The following is an 18,790-nucleotide window of genomic DNA, read 5'->3' on the forward strand; positions in this document are numbered from 1 at the left end:
ACTCCCCTCCTCAGATGAGGAGGGACGCCCTAAGGGCGGGGTGGTTGATGGTCGTTGGACTGACTCCGGAACGACTGCCCTAGGCCGGTTTTCCCTAGGTGGTCATGCTTCGACCAGCTCAGCATGACGTTCTTTTATCAGACGACTCAGTAGGTTGAGGTTAGTATCTGACGCTAGGTCAACCACCCCAGCGTCCACTGCGTGGCCGCGTCTCCTCCTCAGCTGAGGAGGGGAGCTTGGCGGTGTGGTTAGTTCAAAGCGTTGTTTTTGAGCGTATCCTGTTGGGCTTCTTTCTCCTCCTTACGGGACCGGCGGTCGGCTTTTACTTGCTGCTTTACTTGCTCGGGCGTGCGGGCAAACAGCTCTTGCAGCGAGTTGTAATCGCGCTGGAAAATGAGCGAAGTACCGGTGCGCACAAATTGGCCGTCGATGTCTTCGTAGGCGTTGTTGCGGAACGCGCGCAGGCGCAGGCGGCCATCGGGCAGAATGTTATACTCGATGCTAACGTCGCCGGCAAACTGGCTGGCCGCGCTGGCGCCGCTGGTGGCCTGGCTGCCGCTGCTGCTGCCCGACAATGGCACATCGGTACCTAGGCGCACGGTGAGGCGGTCGTTGAGCAGCTGGCGGCGCACGGCCACGTTCAGGTCGGTGCGGCTGCGCTCCTCGCCGGTGGCACCCACGGCGCTGTACGAGTTCACGCCCAACTCCAGACCTAGGCCGGCCAGGTACTCGCCCGTGAGGTTGTTGAGTTGATCGGTAAGCACCTGGCTAGCCGAGCCGCGCAGTTGGTTCTCGACAAACGAACCCGGCCCGGCGGTGCTGCGGAAGGGGTTGTCGGCGATGAATCGGTTGAGCGCCAGCAGGGCAAACACCTGCTTGTTCAGCTCGTTGGTTTGGCTGGGTTGCCGCAATTGCTCCAGCTTGGCCCGCACGGCGCCGGCCACGGGGCTACTCTCGGTTTCGGGCAGCCGAATATCAAACCCAATTTGCGGCTTCAGCAGCTGCTCCGTTACGTTCAGGTACACCTCGAAGGGCAGGCGGTTGCGCGAGAGGTTGGCAAGGGTTTGGTCGCCTTCAATTTGATTGGCAATGAGGTCGGCGGCCACGGCCCGGAGGCGGTAAATGGCCGATACGTTCACCTGCGCGTTGAACGGGTCGCCGCTCCACACGATGTAGCTGCCCGGCGCGATGTCGAATTTCCGCTCGGCCAGGTCGTAAAGCGAGAGTTGGTACTGGCCCTGCGTTACATCGAGGCGGCCCGTGAGGGTTTGGGCGCCGCGCTCGTCGAGCACGGCATTGAGCGTGCCGGCGGCCCGCACGCGCAGGTTGTCGCCGGCCGCTTCGTCGATTACGATGGTGAACGGCGTGTTGTCGCGGATGGTGATGTTGGCGCGCACGTCGTAGCCCGTAGCCACGGCGGCGCTGTCTACGTCGGCTACGGTGGCCAGCAGCAGCGAGTCGGCGTTGGGCTTGGGCGCGTCCTTATCCACAAACACCACAATGCCTTCGCGCTCCACGGCCACGGGCTCGTCGGTGGGTACCACCACGCTTAGGTCGGAGCCCTCTACCACGGTGGCGCGGGTACGCACTACCGGGCGGTACAGGTTGCCGGTTACGCGCGTGTCCGAATCGACGAGCAGCTTGCCGTAGTACAGCGGGTTGTCGCGGCGGGTACTCTGCACAGCCAGAAAATCGTCGGTTACCACATCCAGCGCCAAGCGGTACTGGCCCACCATGGTCAAATCGCGCGCCGGCTCGATGTAACCATTCACCACGGCGCGGTTGCCTACCGAGTCAAGAATAGCAAAGTTTTCGAAGCGCAGGCCGCGCTCGTTCAGCACCAACTCGTCGGAGGGCAGCCGGAAGGGCGCGCCCAGCTGCGTGAGCGTAAAGCCGGCATCCTGGAAGCGCGCCGCCCCGCGCAACTGCGGTGCGGCGGTAGTGCCCGTTACGGTAAACCGGCCTGTAAGCGCCCCGGTGCTCTGCTGAATTTGCCCGGCCGAAAACGGCTCCACGGTTTTCAGATTCAAGCGCCCTAGGTCGGCCACCACGTCCACGGTGCCATCGGCCACGTAGTAGCCGTTCAGGCGTACGTCGTTGCCGTCGGGGCTTACCAATTGGGCGGTTAGGTCGTAGCGGTTGGCGGTGTTGTTTACGGCTTGGGCGCGCACATCGCCCAGCAAGTACTTGTTGTAGGCTAAGCCGGCTAGGTTCAGGTCGGCGGTGAAGGCCTGGCCCGTGCGCCCTAGGTTAAAGGCCACGGCCTGCCCGTTGAGGGTACCGCCAATGAGAGAATCTTGCAAGCCAGCGGCGTGCCCTAGGGCGTTCAGGTCGAAGTTGCCGATTTGCACCTGCAAGGGGTTGCGGGCACCGGGCAGCGTTTGCAGCGCCAAAAAGCGCTCGGCGCGGCCGTTGTAAGTTAGGCGCACATTCTGGGCTTCGATGTTGCCAGTAGCGGGCGTGTAGCGCAGGTAGTTGCCCGGCGCGGCATCCCACTGCCGGCCATCGAGGGCTAGCTTGGGCTCTGAGCTGAACTGGTAGGTGCGCCCACCACCCAGCACTTGCAACACACCAGCCAGGTTTAGACGCTCGGCCGAGTCGCTTTCGGCAATGCGCAGGCGCGTACCTATTTGGTTGTTGGCAATGCTGCCCGTCAGGCTCGGGTTGGGCACTTTCAGGGTGGTGTCCTGCCTGATCTGGTCGAGCACCACACTGTAATCGAGCTTCTGCGGATCGGAGCCCACGCGCAGCTTCAGCGAGTCGAATACCACGCCTTGGTAGCGCATCCGTTGAATGTCGGAGCGCACGGCCAGGTTGGCCCCACGGCTGTCGTACGAGCCCGCAATGCCGAAGGGCGAGATGCGCGTGAGGCCCGTTACGAACTTGGGCAGCAGCCGCGCGCCGCTTTGCGGCACGCGCACATCAAACGTGAAGTTGCGCGCCACCGACGAGGGGCGGTACTGCACGCCCGGCAAATCGAAGTACCGATCGATGTGGCGCTGCAGTTCGGTGGCAATATCACCTAGGCGCGTGTTGCCGCGCAGCGTAGCCGTAACCAAGTTGGAGGCAAAATCGACTTCAGCGCGGCCGGGCTGCTGCAAAATGCGGGCATTAATCGAGTCGATGGGGATAACCTGGTTGTTCAGGCTGATGACCACATTGTTGCCTTGCAGCGTGCCGTTCAAAGTATTCAGGTCGGCGCCCGAAAGGTTGCTGCTTAGGTCGCCGCGCACGCTCAGGTTGCCACCCGAGTAAAATCCCAGGGCCGTTAGGTTCAGGCTTTGCAAGTTGCCGCTGAAGCTGTAGCGTGGGGCATCGGGGTTGCGCAAATCAACGGTGGCCTTGATGGCGAAGGCGGCGTTGGCGTCGCCGGTGCTGCGCGCATCAATGTCGTACTGCTGCCCCCGAATGCCTACGTTGGCGGCCACGTTGCGGTAGGTGTAGTTGCCGTAGCGTGCCTGCTGCAGGTTGGCCACCAACTGCCCGCGCATGGTAGTTGGCTCGAAGCCCACGCCCTTGTAGGTGCCGCTGCCGGTGATGGGCCCTAGGTCGGGTTGCTTCAGCAGGCGCCCGAGGTCGAAGTTATTGAGGGTAAAGCGGGCATCGACGGGCTCTTGGCCCGTTGGGCCGGGCCGCAGGTTGGCCACAATGGCCGCGCCGCCATACGAGGTGTTGGCGCGCAGGTTCAGGGCTAGGTCGTTGGCGGTGGGGCGGCCGCGCACGGTGCCGCTGAGCGTGGCGCGCTCGGGCAACGCAATTACATCTTCGGGGATGATGCCCGCGGGCAGAATATCGTTGATGTCGCGGCGCGTGGTGGTCAGTTGCCGAATGTTAAGGTCGGTGTAGAGGCGGCCGTCGGTATTGGGTAAGCCCCGGATGCGCCCCGAAGCGCGCACAATGGTGTTACGCAGGCCCACCAACTCGAGGTTGTTCAGGGCGAAGTTGTCGAGGCGGCCGTTTACCTGCCCGCTGATCAGCACCGATTGGTTGGGGCCGCTCGTGAAAGGCTTTTCGGTAATAAGGTCGGGAGCCAGGTACAGAATGTCGCGGAAGCCAAGGCGAGTATTCTGCAGGTTGGCTTCGAGGCGGGTTTTACCTAGGGTGCGGGTATCGGCCAAGGCTCCCAGCGAGTCGAATCCGATGGCCAAGGTGCGGCGGATGCGGGTGTGCGGCGTAACGAGGTCGAGGTTATCGAGCCGGATTTGCACCGAGTCGTACACCACGTCGGCCTGCGCCCGATCAACCCGAAAGCCGCTCTGCTCGCGGCCGCGCAACAAATCGATGCGGCCGGTAGTGCGGTTGTTGGTATACACCAAGTTGCGGGTGCGCAGCGCCAGGCTGTCGAACAGCATGTGGTTGTAATCCATGGCGGGCAGGCGGGTGCGCTGCCGGGCCTCGTCCACGTTATCGAAGGCAAACCGCACGCCGCTGATATCGGACTGCCGCAGCGAAACGCGCCAGCTGGTGGGCGCGCCCGTGGTTTGCGCCACGGCCGAATCAACCTTTGCTACCACCTCGGCCGGATTAACCACGCGCTGCTCTACGGGCACGTTCTCGTTTTGAGCGTAGGCTATTTCCGAGTTGCGCAGCGTTAGGGTATTTAGGGCAATGCGCTGCCGAATCAGGTCGATGTTGTCGGCCGTAACGGCGGCTTGCCCAATGCGCGTGCGGATGTACTGCCGCGAAGGGTCGTTGCGGTAGTTTAGGGATACATTGTCGAGGGCAGCGCGCTCCAAACCTAGGGTCAGCGTAAGCGGCTCGGCTGGGGTATCGGGCGGTACCTTGGTTTGGGTGATGTTGATGCCCGTGTTTTTGAGGCTGGCCGTGCCGATGCGGTAGATGCTGCGGTCAACGTCCACTTCGTTCATGGCCACGGCCAGGTCGCCTACACGGGTGCGCACGTTCATGCCGTCTACCTCGTCGCGGTAGGTTAGGTAAATGTTGGCCAGGTGCGCTTCGCCGATATCGTACTTGAACCCGCCCGTCGAATCGGCCGGGGTGGTTGTGGTGGTGTCGCCGGTGGCAAACGCCGCCAGTATGTAATCGAAGTTGAAGGTAGAATCGGGCTCGGTGCGCGCGATGTGCACGGTGCCGTCGGTCAGCTCCACTGCGCTTACGTTGATCTGCGACTTGGTCAGGGCCCACAAATCAATGTCGAGCCCTAGGTGCCCCACTGCCAACAGGGTGTCGCCCTTCTGGTCTTCGAGGTACACGCCGTCGAGCGAAAGGGCGTGGCGCCAATCGGTCCGGAATTTATTGATGCGCACTTCCGTGCCGATCTTGTTCTGGAGGTACCCGGCGGCCTTGCGAGCGGCGTAGTTTTGCGCGGCCGGAAACTGCAGGGCCACAATCAGGCCCACCACCAGCAGTATAATCAGCAGCAACAAACCCAAAAGCCCGCGCCACAGCCAGCCCCAAGGGCTGCGCGTGTGCGGGCGAGGCGCCGGCGAGGCAGCCGGCGTAGTATCGGAAGGAGGAGGCGTAGGAGTAGCCAAGCGAGCAGTAGCGTTAGCGCCCCGCACTTGGGCGGGAATGTCCCTTCGGACGCACAATTGGCTGGGAATGTTACACGGGTTCTTTGTTTATGCATCCGCCGCACCGGCGTTGCCCGGCACAACCCGTTATCAGCTGCTTGCATGCCTCCTAGCTGGTTAGCTGCGGGTTTGCGTTTAATTATCCTCGGGTTGGGGCGGCAGGTGTGCGGCTAAGCGCCTACTTCCCGCTACTTTTGTTGCGTACTTTTTTTCGTTTTTATGCGCGTTCGTTTTCGTCTTCCCTACTTTACGCAATGGGGGCAACGTATTGAAGTGCGCGGCACCGGGCCTGCGCTGGGCGACTGGCGCCCCGAACAAGCCCTGCGCCTCGATTACGACCCGGCTACCGGTTATTGGGAAAAAGAACTCGAAGTGCCCGCCGGCACTACCGAGCTTCGCTATAAGTACCTGCTCATCGACGAGCCCAACCACGCCACCCATTGGGAGTGGGGCCCCGACCGCGAAGTGGCCCTCGGCCACGAGCCCTACGCCCGCGTGGTGCTCGATGAATTTTGGCGGGCCCCGCTGCTGGCCGAAAACGAACTGCTTACAAACGCCTTCACGCAGGCTATTTTCCGGCGGCCGGCGCAGTCGCCGTGCGCGCCAAGCAAGCCCAAAGCCCGCGTAGCCGATTCGGCTGTGCGCTTTACTTTGGCTGCCCCACGCGTATCGCCCGAGCACTGCCTGTGCATCCTAGGTTCCGACGAAGCCCTAGGTGCCTGGGATGCCCGTAAGGCCGTGGTACTCTCCGATGCCGGCTACCCCCATTGGTCGGCCGATGTAGCCCTGGAAGCTCCCGATAAGCCCGTGCTGTATAAGTACGCCATCTGGAACCCGGCCACCAAAGAAGTAGTAACCCTCGAAGCCGGGCCCGACCGCGTGCTGCCGCCCGTGCACGGCCGCGACGTACTGCGCCGCCGCCACGACGAGCAATTCCGCTACCCGCAAGGGCCATGGCGCGGAGCGGGCGTAGCGTTGCCCGTGTTTTCGTTGCGCAGCAAGCAAGGCCTGGGCGTAGGCGAATTTTCAGATCTGAAGCTGCTGGTGGATTGGGCCCACGAAACCGGCCTGAAGCTGGTACAGGTGCTGCCCATCAACGACACCACTGCCACACACACCTGGGTCGACTCGTACCCGTACGCGGCCATTTCGGTGTTTGCCCTGCACCCGCAGTACCTGCGCCTCGATGAAATTGCCGAGCTGCAGGACGCCACCCAACGCGACGAGTTCAACCGCTTGCGCGAGGAGCTGAACCAGCGCGAGTTCGTCGATTACGAACCCGTAACGCAGGCCAAATGGCGCTTCGTGAAACTGCTGTATCAGCAGGAGAAAGCAGCGTTTCTGGCCGATGCCGAGTTCCAGCAGTTCTTTGCTGAGCAAAAAGCTTGGTTGGCGCCGTACGCGGTGTTTTCGGGTTTGCGCGACCGGTTTAACACCGTCGATTTCCGTCAGTGGCCAGCCGAATTTCAGCAGCCTGGTAACCTGCCCGAGCAGTTGTTGCAGCCAACCCACCCCGAGTTCGACGAGTTCGGCCTGCACCTGTTCACGCAATTTCACCTCGACAAGCAACTGCGCGCCGCTGTCGACTACGCCCGCTCCAAGGGCGTGGCCCTCAAGGGCGACTTACCCATCGGCATTTACCGCCATTCCGTGGAGGCTTGGACGCAGCCCGAGTTGTACCACCTCGATCAGCAAGCCGGCGCCCCGCCCGACGATTTTTCGGTTACGGGCCAGAACTGGCGCTTCCCGACTTACAACTGGGCCAAAATGGCCGAGGATGGCTACCAGTGGTGGCAGCAGCGCATGAGCCACTTGGCGCGCTATTTCGATGCCCTGCGCATCGACCACATCTTGGGCTTTTTCCGCATATGGGAAATTCCGAACCACGCCGTCGAGGGTCTCCTAGGTCATTTCTCGCCCGCGTTGCCGTTGCACCGCAACGAGATTCGTGACCGGCTGGGTTGGTGGGATGATGCCCGCCTGACGCAGCCGTACATCCGCTGGCATATTTTGGAAGAGCTGTTCGGCCCGGCGGCCGACGCCGTGCGCGCGGAGTTCTTGGAGGACGCTGGCCACGGCGCCTACCGCCTCCGAAACGAGGTGAACACCCAACGCAAAGTGGAGGCCGTGTTCGAACCGAAACTGGCCACGGCCCCGGCCGACCAGCGCGAACACCTGCTGGCGTTGCGTAGCGGCCTATACCGCTTGCTCACCGAGGTACTGTTCGTGGAAGCCGACGGCACCCACGGCGAGTTCTGGCACCCGCGCATCACCGTCGACAAGTCGCGCACCTTCCGCGACCTCGACGACGCCACGCGCCACCGCATGCACGCGCTGTACGTCGATTTCTTCTACCGTCGCCACGAGAATTTCTGGCGCGAGCAAGGCCTCGTGAAGCTGCCGCCGGTGCGCTACGCTACCAACATGCTCATTTGCGGCGAAGACCTAGGGATGGTACCCGCTTCGGTGCCCGGCGTAATGCGCCAACTGGGCATGCTGGGCCTGAACATCCAGCGCATGCCGGCTGCAACGGGTATCGAGTTTTCGCACCCCAACGACGCCGCCTACCTATCGGTGGTGTCGCCCTCTTGCCACGACATGAGCACCGTTCGGGGCTGGTGGGAAGAGGACGCGGAGCGCACCCAGCGTTTCTTCGAGCACATCCTAGGTCATTGGGGTCAGCAGGCACCGTTTTACTGCGAGCCGTGGGTGGCCCGCGAAATGGCCGTGCAGCACTTGCACTCGCCGGCCATGTGGGCCATCTTGCCGCTGCAGGATTTTGTGGCCCTCGATCCGCACCTGCGCCGCCCCAACCCGCTCGACGAGCAAATCAACGTGCCCGCCAACCCCGAGCACTTCTGGAAATACCGCTTCCACCTGCCGCTGGAAGAGCTGGCGCAGGCTACGGCATTCAACCGGCAAGTGCACGAGCTGGTAACCCAAAGCGGACGCGATACACCGTATTAGGTCAGAAGTCAGCAACGCACTAAAACAACAAAAGGCATCCCAAGCTGAGATGCCTTTTGTTGTTTTAGTGCGTTGCTGTTTTTCGATAAGAACACAGTTTACGTAACCCGTTCCTACACATTGTAAGTATGTCGATGCTGAGTCTTGCAACAACCGCTATGCCTACATCAGCCCGCCGTCCTTTCCGACGCCCTCAGCATATTCCTCCTACCGACTACGACGTTGTGGTAGTTGGTGCGGGTTGCGCTGGTCTAAGCGCAGCACTGGTGCTCGGTCGCTGCAGGCGCCGGGTGCTACTGTGCGATGGAGGCAAAACAAGAAACGCCCCATCGCCCGCCGTGCACAATTTCCTTTCGAGAGATGGCATCAAGCCGCAAGAACTTCTTCGGCACGGGCACGAGCAACTAGCGGCCTACCCAACCGTTGAGCAGCGTGAGAACTGCGTACTGCAGGCCGAACGCGACGAAGCAACTGGTACCTTCCGGCTTACGCTTGATACTGGCCGTTGTGTTACATCACGCAAAATTATACTCGCAACCGGCGTATTAGATGTTCTACCTCCAATAGACGGTATGCGTGAATTGTGGGGCGTGGGCGTATTACACTGCCCATATTGCCATGGCTACGAGGTTTCGGACCGACCTTTAGCTATTTACGGCCGCGGCAAGTCTGTGGCAGGTTTTGCCTTATTGGTAAGTCGCTGGTCGAAGGACGTAGTTGTATGTACTGATGGTACCGCGGGGCTTGCGGAGCATTCACGTCTGCGCTTGAAGCGTCACGGTATCCCAGTATTTGAGCAACCAATCAAACGCTTGGTAGGCCTCGAAAACAGGGAATTACACCAAATAGAATTTGCAGATGGCGCCGTTATAGAAAGAGCAGCTCTTTTTCTACACCCAAACCAACAGCAACGCACTGATTTGGCAACTCAGCTTGGGTGTTACCGGCTAGCTCGCAGCGGCGGTATCCGCGTCGACAAACGCATACAAACATCAGTACCCGGTGTATATGCTGCAGGAGACACCACTCCCGCCGCGCAGCAAGCCGTTGTAGCGGCCGCAGAAGGAGTGCAAGCCGGCATTAGCTGCAACGAGCAACTGACCCGCGAGGAATGCTCATAGCCAAACCGTGGCCCCCCGAACCTAGGCGCAGCGCAGTATTCTGTAGTGCTATTAGTAAGTTGAAAGAACAGTCTGCGTATAGGGTCAATTTTCTTACAAAGGGCCAAACGAATATTATCCTAGTGTATGCATTCTCGCCTCTATGCCGATTAATACCGACAGGTCATTACTGATCGAGTACAACTCACTTGCTAAATGTCTCTGCGGTAAGAGACCCAATCCGCACCGCAGTGCTTTGGGCACATCTACGTTGAATCAGGCCACGTAATACATTGCCCCGGCGGTTCCATTTAAATAACTCCGGACACCCAGACCATCAGCCCTTGTTCGGGCCCGTGCGGAGCAGGATCCGCGAAGTTGGCGTTGGGCGCCGCGGGCGTAAAACGCAAAAGCCCCCCCGCGGCGGACCGCGGGGGGGCGTGGGGACAAGGGTTGGCGGCGACCGACTCTCCCGCCGGCGAAGGCAGTACCATGGGCGCTCCGGGGCTTAACGGCTCTGTTCGGAATGGGAAGAGGTGAACACCCGGGCTAAAGCCACCATTGTCGTGCGCGGACACCTGCTTGCGCGCGGGCAAGCGGGGCCGTGAAGCGTTGACGCACGGCCAGCAAACGCAGGGGAAGAAGAAAAATGCAAGAGCGGGTATGCGGAAGCGTTCGGTTCATTAGTACCGCTCGGCTGCGCGTTTCCGCGTTAAGACCTGCGGCCTATCGACGTGATGATCTTTCACGGACCTTATTGAACGGAATGCTCATCTTGGGGTGAGTTTCGCACTTAGATGCTTTCAGCGCTTATCTCGACCCAGCGTAGCTACCCAGCGCTGCACCTGGCGGCACAACTGGTACACCAGCGGCTGGTCCAACCCGGTCCTCTCGTACTAAGGTCAGGTCCCCGCAACATTCCAACGCCCGCCACAGATAGGGACCGAACTGTCTCACGACGTTCTGAACCCAGCTCGCGTGCCACTTTAATCGGCGAACAGCCGAACCCTTGGGACCTTCTCCAGCCCCAGGACGTGACGAGCCGACATCGAGGTGCCAAACCTCCCCGTCGATATGAGCTCTTGGGGGAGATCAGCCTGTTATCCCCGGCGTACCTTTTATCCTTTGAGCGATGGCCCTTCCATGCGGAACCACCGGATCACTATATCCGTCTTTCGACCCTGCTCGGCGTGTCGGCCTCACAGTCAAGCCCGCTTCTGCTATTGCGCTCTGCATCCGGTTACCAAGCGGATTGAGCGGACCTTTGAAAGCCTCCGATACACTTTTGGAGGCGACCACCCCAGTCAAACTACCCACCAGGCACTGTTTCCCCTTTCTGGAGATTAGGCCCCAAGCAACGCAAGGGTGGTATTTCAACGTCGGCTCCCCGAAGGCTGGCGCCCCCGGCTCAACGCCTCCCACCTATGCTACACATGCGGTGCCCAGGGTCAATGCCAAGCTGTAGTAAAGGTGCACGGGGTCTTTCCGTCCCGTGGCGGGTACTCGGCATCTTCACCGAGACTACAATTTCACCGAGCTCACGGCTGAGACAGCGCCCAGATCGTTACACCATTCGTGCAGGTCGGAACTTACCCGACAAGGAATTTCGCTACCTTAGGACCGTTATAGTTACGGCCGCCGTTTACCGGGGCTTCGATTCAGACCGTCGCTTGCGCTAAGTCCCCCTCTTAACCTTCCGGCACCGGGCAGGTGTCAGGCCTTATACTTCCTCTTGCGAGTTCGCAAAGCCATGTGTTTTTGTTAAACAGTCGCCTGGGCCTTTTCACTGCGGCTTCTGCCATCGCTGGCAGGAAGCGTCCCTTCTCCCGAAGTTACAGGACCATTTTGCCGAGTTCCTTGGCCGTGATTCACTCGAGCGCCTCAGGATGCTCTCCTTGACTACCTGTGTCGGTTTGCGGTACGGGTCGTTCAATCGTAAACGCTTAGCGGGTTTTCTTGGGAGTCTGATTAGGGCAACTATGGCCGCGCCCCGAGGGGCTTGGCCTACTATCGCGTTTCGGCAAAACCGGCGTACTTCACTACCGGTCCTATACCTACGCGCTTCAACGGGCACTTCCGTCCGCCCGCGTGCCTTTCACTGCTCCGTCACCGCATCACTCAATTAAACGAGTGCTGGAATATCAACCAGCTGGCCATCGGTCATCGCCTGTCGGCTTAGCCTTAGGTCCCGACTAACCCTGCTCCGATTAGCGTTGAGCAGGAAACCTTAGTCTATCGGCGTGGGGGTTTCGCACCCCCATTATCGTTACTCATGCCTACATTTGCTTTTCCAGCCGCTCCACCACGCCTCCCGGTCATGGCTTCGCCGCTGCTGGAATGCTCCCCTACCGCTGCAGCAAGCTGCAACCCATCGCTTCGGTACCGGACTTGATGCCCGCGTATTATCGATGCCCTGTCGCTCGACCAGTGAGCTGTTACGCACTCTTTAAATGAATGGCTGCTTCCAAGCCAACATCCTGGCTGTCAAGGCAACTGGACCTCCTTTGTTCAACTTAGCCCGGATTTAGGGACCTTAGCGGATGGTCTGGGTTCTTTCCCTCTCGGCCTGGGACCTTAGCACCCCAGGCCTCACTGCCGCGTATATCACGGTGGCATTCGGAGTTCGTCTGGATTCGGTAGGCTGTGACACCCCCTAGTCCAATCGGTAGCTCTACCTCCACGTGACTCGACCGCGACGCTGTACCTCAATACATTTCGGGGAGTACGAGCTATTTCTCAGTTTGATTGGCCTTTCACCCCTACCCACAGGTCATCCAAATCCTTTTCAACGGAAACTGGTTCGGGCCTCCAGTTGGTGTTACCCAACCTTCACCCTGCCCATGGGTAGATCACAAAGTTTCGCGTCTGCCCCCCCTGACTCTGCGCCCTGTTCAGACTCGCTTTCGCTGCGGCTCCGCGTCTTCAGACGCTTAACCTCGCCAGGGAGGAGCAACTCGTAGGCTCATTATGCAAAAGGCACGCCGTCACTGCACCTGGCAGCTCCGACCGCTTGTAAGCGCACGGTTTCAGGTTCTTTTCACTCCCCTATCCGGGGTTCTTTTCACCTTTCCCTCACGGTACTGGTTCACTATCGGTCTCTCGGGAGTATGTAGCCTTGCCGGATGGTGCCGGCGGATTCAGACGGGGCGTCTCCGACCCCGCCCTACTCAGGATCCTACTAGAGCCTGATCAAATGTCGCGTACCGGGCTCTCACCGTCTCTGGCGCAGTTTCCCACCTGCTTCCGCTACCCGATCAAGGTCTCACGTCGTAGTCCTACAACCCCGGGCTGGCCGTAACCAACCCGGTTTGGGCTCGTCCCCGTTCGCTCGCCACTACTGGGGGAATCATATGTTATTTTCTGTTCCTGCGGGTACTTAGATGTTTCAGTTCCCCGCGTTCGCCTCCGTCCTTGCGGACCGGATACCGGTTCTTCAAACCGGTGGGTTGCCCCATTCGGAAATCTTGGGATCAGCCGGCATGTGCCCGTCCCCCAAGCTTATCGCAGCTTATCACGTCCTTCGTCGCCTCCGAGAGCCTAGGCATCCCCCGTGCGCCCTTCGTTACTTCCGTAACGGTCGACCCAGAGTAATCATGGGTCTGTCGTTTGCTCGTGCGATGCCCGTCCAACTTACTGGACAGGCCTATTTCTTCTACTATGTTTGCTAGCCGTTACGTCAAAGAACGTGTACCCGGCCGGTCGCCGGGTGCAGTCGAAAGATGAAAAGACAAAAAGGCGGGCAAGCGCGCCCGGGGCCCACGGCCCGCGGATCGGTCAAGCTCCAGAAAGGAGGTGATCCAGCCGCACCTTCCGGTACGGCTACCTTGTTACGACTTAGCCCCAGTTACCTGTTCTACCCTAACCGGCTTCTGTGACGAGCACCGGCTTCAGGTCTACCAGACTTCCATGGCTTGACGGGCGGTGTGTACAAGGCCCGGGAACGTATTCACCGCGTCGTTGCTGATACGCGATTACTAGTGATTCCAGCTTCACGCAGTCGAGTTGCAGACTGCGATCCGAACTGAGAACGGCTTTTCGAGATTGGCGCCTGCTCGCGCAGTGGCAACCCGTTGTACCGTCCATTGTAGCACGTGTGTAGCCCGAGGCGTAAGGGCCATGATGACCTGACGTCGTCCCCGCCTTCCTCGCTGCTTGCGCAGGCAGTCTGTCTAGAGTCCCCGCCTTGACGCGCTGGCAACTAAACATAGGGGTTGCGCTCGTTGCGGGACTTAACCCAACACCTCACGGCACGAGCTGACGACGGCCATGCAGCACCTTGCTTTGTGTCCCGAAGGAAAGGTCCGTCTCCGGACCGGTCACGCGCATTCTAGCCTCGGTAAGGTTCCTCGCGTATCATCGAATTAAACCACATGCTCCACCACTTGTGCGGGCCCCCGTCAATTCCTTTGAGTTTCACCGTTGCCGGCGTACTCCCCAGGTGGGATACTTAACGCTTTCGCTAAGCCGCGGACCATGTATCGCCCACAGCGAGTATCCATCGTTTACGGCGTGGACTACCAGGGTATCTAATCCTGTTTGCTCCCCACGCTTTCGTGCCTCAGCGTCAGTACCAGCCTAGTCAGCTGCCTACGCAATCGGGGTTCTGGATGGTATCTATGCATTTCACCGCTACACCATCCATTCCGCCAACCTCGCCTGGACTCAAGCCCGGCAGTATCCATGGCAGTTCCCTCGTTGAGCGAGGGGCTTTCACCACGGACTTACCGGGCCGCCTACGCACCCTTTAAACCCAATAAATCCGGACAACGCTCGCACCCTCCGTATTACCGCGGCTGCTGGCACGGAGTTAGCCGGTGCTTATTCACCCGGTACCGTCGATTCCCGCCGCAGCGGTCTTTTCTTCCCGGGCAAAAGCCGTTTACAACCCAGAAGGCCGTCATCCGGCACGCGGCATGGCTGGGTCAGCGTTTCCGCCATTGCCCAATATTCCCTACTGCTGCCTCCCGTAGGAGTCTGGCCCGTATCTCAGTGCCAGTGTGGGGGATCGGCCTCTCAGCTCCCCTAGCCATCGTCGCCTTGGTGGGCCCTTACCCCGCCAACTAGCTAATGGCACGCAGGCTCATCTACACCCGAAATTCTTTAACCACCAAGCGATGCCGCCCTATGGTCTTATGCGGTATTAATCCACCTTTCGGCGGGCTATCCCCCAGGTGTAGGCAGATTGCCTACGCGTTACGCACCCGTGCGCCACTGGGCATTGCTGCCCCGTTCGACTTGCATGTATTAGGCCTGCCGCTAGCGTTCATCCTGAGCCAGGATCAAACTCTCCATTGTAAAAATGTTGTCGCTCCGGCCGAAGCCGAAGCCGTGTCGAGTGCTGATCCGACCCGTGTGTCGAGCCGTGTCTTCCGGCTACGCTTGCTCGCGCCCTGCCCGAAAGCAGGGCGGTCTTACCTTTTTGTCTTTCCAGTCTTTCAAAGAACGAACTGCGGTTCCAGTTGAACCCGCGTCGCGGCTGCGCTAAGCAACCCGTCTGTTCTGCGTGGGCCGAGCGGCGTTTCCGTTCGGGGTGGCAAAGGTACCACGCTTTTTTTGTTTTGCAAGCCGGGCGAAGAAAATGTTTGCAACTTTTTTCTTCGGCTTGCGTTGCCGGCCGCCTCCGGTCGAAGCGGGCTGCAAAGGTACGCGGCGCGGCGCCACTTGCAAGCGTTTAAGCCAACTTTTTTTCGGCACCCGGAGCCGCCCAAGCACCCCATCCGCCGCCGCCGGCCCCCCTTCCGGCTGAAGGGGACGACAAAAGTAGCAGGCCGTATTGGTTTGCGCAAGCAGCCCGGCAAGATTTTTGTTGCCGGCGCGGTCCTAGAGTTACATCACCAGCCGACGGACAACTTAAGTACTAAGAAGTTGTGCCAAGTTCTGAGCCTTGAAAAAATTTGGCAAGTACCTAACTAAGTATCTCTGCAATTAGCTCGACCAGCACGGATTACCAGCGCTTGAGGAATACATTACGATGGAGTCTAAAGTTCAAAACCCAACACATTTCATACAACGCATTAACAATCAACCACAAATACAATGTGTTTATCCTATAAACTTAGTTTTATAATGTGTTGTACTGCTCCATATGTATGAGCTACCTTCTACTTCTTAAGGATAATACCGGTGAGGGGGGGCAGGGTAATTTGATCTGAATTGATGACTGTTCCTTCCAAAAGGTTGGTCCAACGTGCTTTATGAGGAAGCTTGAACGCTCGGCTGATACTCTCTAAGTTGAAAAGCACCACGATTTGCTCTTGCTGATTGAAGCGGCGGTAAGCAAGCTGCTTACCGGTAGCAGTCAGAAATTCGATATCGCCGGTGCGTAAGACGGGGTTAGCCTGGCGTATGCGTGCGAGTTTTTGGTAGAAAGCGTGATGTTGGGCATTGTAGCCGACGGGGTCGTAGGCTTTAGCGCCCGGCTGGTAATTATTGCGGGCCTCGGGTTCGAACTTGAACTCGGGCCACATTAGTGGCTTGCGACAATCCGGGTCGTCGGCACCCCACATGCCGAGCTCGTCGCCGTTCCAGATGTGCGGCGCACCAATGTTGGTAAACTGGTGCATGAGGTAGAGGCGTACGCGCTGGTACGTATCGGCGTCGGGTTTGCCGGTCTTGTAGTTGGCGTTGTCGCGCGGGGTAGCCTGGTACTTGTATTTGCCGGGGTTGTAGAAGTCGGTGAGTAGGCGCGGAGTGTCGTGGGTGGCCGATACGTTCATCATGGCGTAGCGGTAGGGTTTGGCCAAGCGGTTCCATTCGGCTTGCAACTCGGCTACGAACTGCTTCGCGTCGATGGCTTCGGCGACGTTGGCGAAGAAGTTGCGCGCCGGGCGGTAAACCTGATAGAACATTACGGCGTCGAAAATGTCGCCGCTGACGTAGGGCACGGGGTTCATCAGTTTGTCGGGCCACTCCTCCCACCAGATTTCGCCTACGAGGTACGCGTCGGGCTTTATGTTTTTGACATAGGTGCGGTAGTCGCGCCAGAAGCCCATCGGAACCTGGTCGGCTACGTCGAGGCGGTAACCGTCGATGCCTCTGCTCGGGTCGCCGTCGGGCGCGAGCCAGCGTTTGGAAACGGCGTAGATGTGCTGCTTAGCGCCTTCGCTTAGGTTGCCTTCGTAAGGCCGTCCCCACTTGCGCTCGGTGGTGAGGTTGGCTTTGCGAATTTCGGGCAGGCTGGCGAGGTTGGCCCAGCCTTGATAGGCAAACTCGTTGACGGGCGTTGCTGGGTTGTCGAAAGCGGTTATTTGGTACCAATCGGAAAAAGGCGACGCTTTTTGCTTCTGGAGTACGTCCTGCCAAGCCCAAAAGCCAACGCCGGTGTGGTTCCAAGAATAATCGAGTACTACCCGCATGTTGCGGCGGTGCGCCTCGGCTACCAGCTTCAGAAAAAGCTTGTCGGCCGAGGTCCACTGCCAAGTGCTAGGGTCGGCGGGGTTTTCGCTGGCGATAATGCGCCGGTCGCCGGCGGGGTCGGGCCCGAAGGTTACATCTATATGATGGTAGTTGCGGGCGTCGTACTTGTGCAGCGAAGGCGCGTCGTTAAGGGGATTGAAATACAAGGCCGACACGCCTAGGTCGCGTAGGTAGTCGAGCTTGTTGAGCACGCCCTGCAAGTCGCCGCCGTAACGGCGCAAGCCCAGTTCATCGCCCCACGAGAGATTAGCTTGCTTGGCCCAGGGCTCGGGCTCGTACCAATTGCGGCCCCACGGCGTGGTGCGCCAGCCCGGCGGCGCCACAAATGCCGGTTGCATGGTTTCGGGCGTGGGGTCGTTTTTGGGGTCGCCGTTGCTGAAGCGCTCCACAAAAATTTGGTACCACACTACCTCCTTGGCCCAAGCCGGGGGCTGGCTGCGCGAAGCAGACGCCCCCTGACCTAGGGCAAATTGGGAACAAGCAAGCGCAGCACCTAGGAGCAACGAGTTCAACCGGAAGCAAGCCATAACCAGCAGCGAAAAAGTATCGGAGGCTGCTAGTATAAATGATTTAGCAGCAACAGCCCCTGCCAGCGCCTGTACTACGGTAATTTAAACAACCGGGCAAGGAGCAGCGACGCCCCTTGCCCGGTTGAGTTGCTACTATATAATATAATAGCGCACTGCCCGGCGCCCGGCGCCCGATGCTCAGGCCTGACCTAGGGTTTTGTAATGCACCTCGGGCAAGCTGCGCAGCTTAGCGGCGCTGAACTCGGGCGTGATGTCGCGTTGGGGGTTGCCCAACATTTCGTAGCCCACCATAAACTTGCGCACGGTAGCCGAGCGGAGCAGCGGCGGGTAAAAGTGCATGTGCAAATGCCACTCGGGGTGCTCCTGCCCATCGGTGGGGCGCTGGTGCAAGCCGGCCGAGTACGGAAACGAGATGTTAAACAGGTTGTCGTAACGGATGGTGAGGCGGCGGATGGCATCGGCCAACGCGTCGCGCTCCTCCGGGGTGAGCTGGGTGATGTCCTGCACCGGCCGCCGAGCTACCAGCAGCGTTTCGAACGGCCACACGGCCCAAAATGGTACCAGCACCATGAAGTGCTCGTTTTCGAGCACTACACGCTCCCGCTTTTGCAGTTCTATTCCTAGGTAATCGGCGAGCAAGGTGCGGCCGTGCTGCTGGTAATAAGCCAGCTGCTGCACGGTTTCCTTTGCGGGCTCGGAGGGCACGGTGCGTTGCGCCCAAATTTGCCCGTGCGGGTGCGGGTTCGAGCAGCCCATCATTTGGCCTTTGTTCTCGAAGATCTGCACGTAATTGATATCGGGCTGCGCACCTAGGGCTTTAAGCTCATCAACCCACAAATCCACTACCTGCCGAATGTCGGGCGTGCTCATTTCGGGCAGCGTGAGGTCGTGGCGAGGCGAAAAGCAGATGACGCGCCCCACACCCGACTCGGCCTCGGCCCGCAGCAAGCCGCCTTCGTCGATGGTTCCGGCGGGGGTGTCGGGCAACAAGGCCGCAAAGTCGTTGTCGAACACGAAGGTGCTGGCGTATGCCGGATTCACGGAGCCGTTGGCGCGGGTGTTGCCGGGGCACAGGTAGCAACCCGGGTCGTAGGCAGGGCGCTGGTCGGCATCGGGCGTTTCTTGCTGGCCCTGCCAGGGGCGCTTGGAGCGGTGCGGCGACACCAGCACCCACTCGCCGTTGAGCGCATTAAAGCGCCGGTGCGGGTGCTCGGTACTATCGAAGGCAGCCATAGGCAAGCTA

5 protein-coding genes and 3 rRNA genes are annotated in these 18,790 nt (G+C 59.8%); 2 read left to right on the plus strand and 6 right to left on the minus strand.

Annotated elements, in window-relative coordinates; genetic code table 11:
- Nucleotides 1-248 precede the first annotated feature (248 nt).
- Nucleotides 249-5,495, minus strand: coding sequence for a translocation/assembly module TamB domain-containing protein (locus D3Y59_RS12590; protein WP_162910754.1), 5,247 nt, complete (start codon nucleotides 5,493-5,495; stop codon nucleotides 249-251).
- 258 nt (nucleotides 5,496-5,753) lie between these two features.
- Here D3Y59_RS12590 and D3Y59_RS12595 point away from each other — a divergent pair, with 258 nt between their 5' ends.
- Together D3Y59_RS12595 and D3Y59_RS12600 are read left to right on the plus strand one after the other, a co-directional pair.
- Nucleotides 5,754-8,501 (plus strand): 4-alpha-glucanotransferase, encoded by a 2,748-nt coding sequence (locus D3Y59_RS12595; RefSeq protein ID WP_119445370.1) that lies wholly within the window; start codon nucleotides 5,754-5,756, stop codon nucleotides 8,499-8,501.
- 158 nt (nucleotides 8,502-8,659) lie between these two features.
- Entirely contained in the window at nucleotides 8,660-9,622 is a 963-nt protein-coding gene (locus tag D3Y59_RS12600; protein ID WP_205590833.1) for an NAD(P)/FAD-dependent oxidoreductase, read from the plus strand.
- 430 nt (nucleotides 9,623-10,052) lie between these two features.
- Here the strand turns inward: D3Y59_RS12600 and rrf are convergent.
- The 5 genes from rrf to D3Y59_RS12630 form a co-directional block, all read right to left on the minus strand.
- A 5S ribosomal RNA gene (gene rrf / locus D3Y59_RS12605) occupies nucleotides 10,053-10,164 on the minus strand.
- A 100-nt stretch (nucleotides 10,165-10,264) separates the two neighbouring features.
- Nucleotides 10,265-13,173: ribosomal RNA gene (locus D3Y59_RS12610) — 23S ribosomal RNA — on the minus strand.
- 213 nt (nucleotides 13,174-13,386) lie between these two features.
- Nucleotides 13,387-14,896: ribosomal RNA gene (locus tag D3Y59_RS12615) — 16S ribosomal RNA — on the minus strand.
- The 16S, 23S and 5S rRNA genes sit together here, the layout of an rRNA operon.
- Nucleotides 14,897-15,702: 806 nt before the next feature.
- Nucleotides 15,703-17,544, minus strand: coding sequence for a glycoside hydrolase family 13 protein (locus D3Y59_RS12625; protein ID WP_119445373.1), 1,842 nt, complete (start codon nucleotides 17,542-17,544; stop codon nucleotides 15,703-15,705).
- A 180-nt stretch (nucleotides 17,545-17,724) separates the two neighbouring features.
- Complete coding sequence (locus tag D3Y59_RS12630) at nucleotides 17,725-18,780, minus strand: UDP-glucose--hexose-1-phosphate uridylyltransferase (protein WP_119445374.1); 1,056 nt, start codon at nucleotides 18,778-18,780, stop codon at nucleotides 17,725-17,727.
- Between the last annotated feature and the right edge of the window lie 10 nt (nucleotides 18,781-18,790).

The sequence above is a fragment of the Hymenobacter oligotrophus genome (assembly GCF_003574965.1).
Classification (GTDB): Bacteria; Bacteroidota; Bacteroidia; order Cytophagales; family Hymenobacteraceae; genus Solirubrum; species Solirubrum oligotrophum.

What these genes read in the sequence shown, in the direction of transcription:
- D3Y59_RS12595 (WP_119445370.1), top strand. Translation starts at nt 5,754, where the DNA reads ATGCGCGTTCGTTTTCGTCTTCCCTACTTTACGCAATGGGGGCAACGT.
- D3Y59_RS12625 (WP_119445373.1), bottom strand. Translation starts at nt 17,544, where the DNA reads ATGGCTTGCTTCCGGTTGAACTCGTTGCTCCTAGGTGCTGCGCTTGCT.
- D3Y59_RS12630 (WP_119445374.1), bottom strand. Translation starts at nt 18,780, where the DNA reads ATGGCTGCCTTCGATAGTACCGAGCACCCGCACCGGCGCTTTAATGCG.
- D3Y59_RS12600 (WP_205590833.1), top strand. Translation starts at nt 8,660, where the DNA reads ATGCCTACATCAGCCCGCCGTCCTTTCCGACGCCCTCAGCATATTCCT.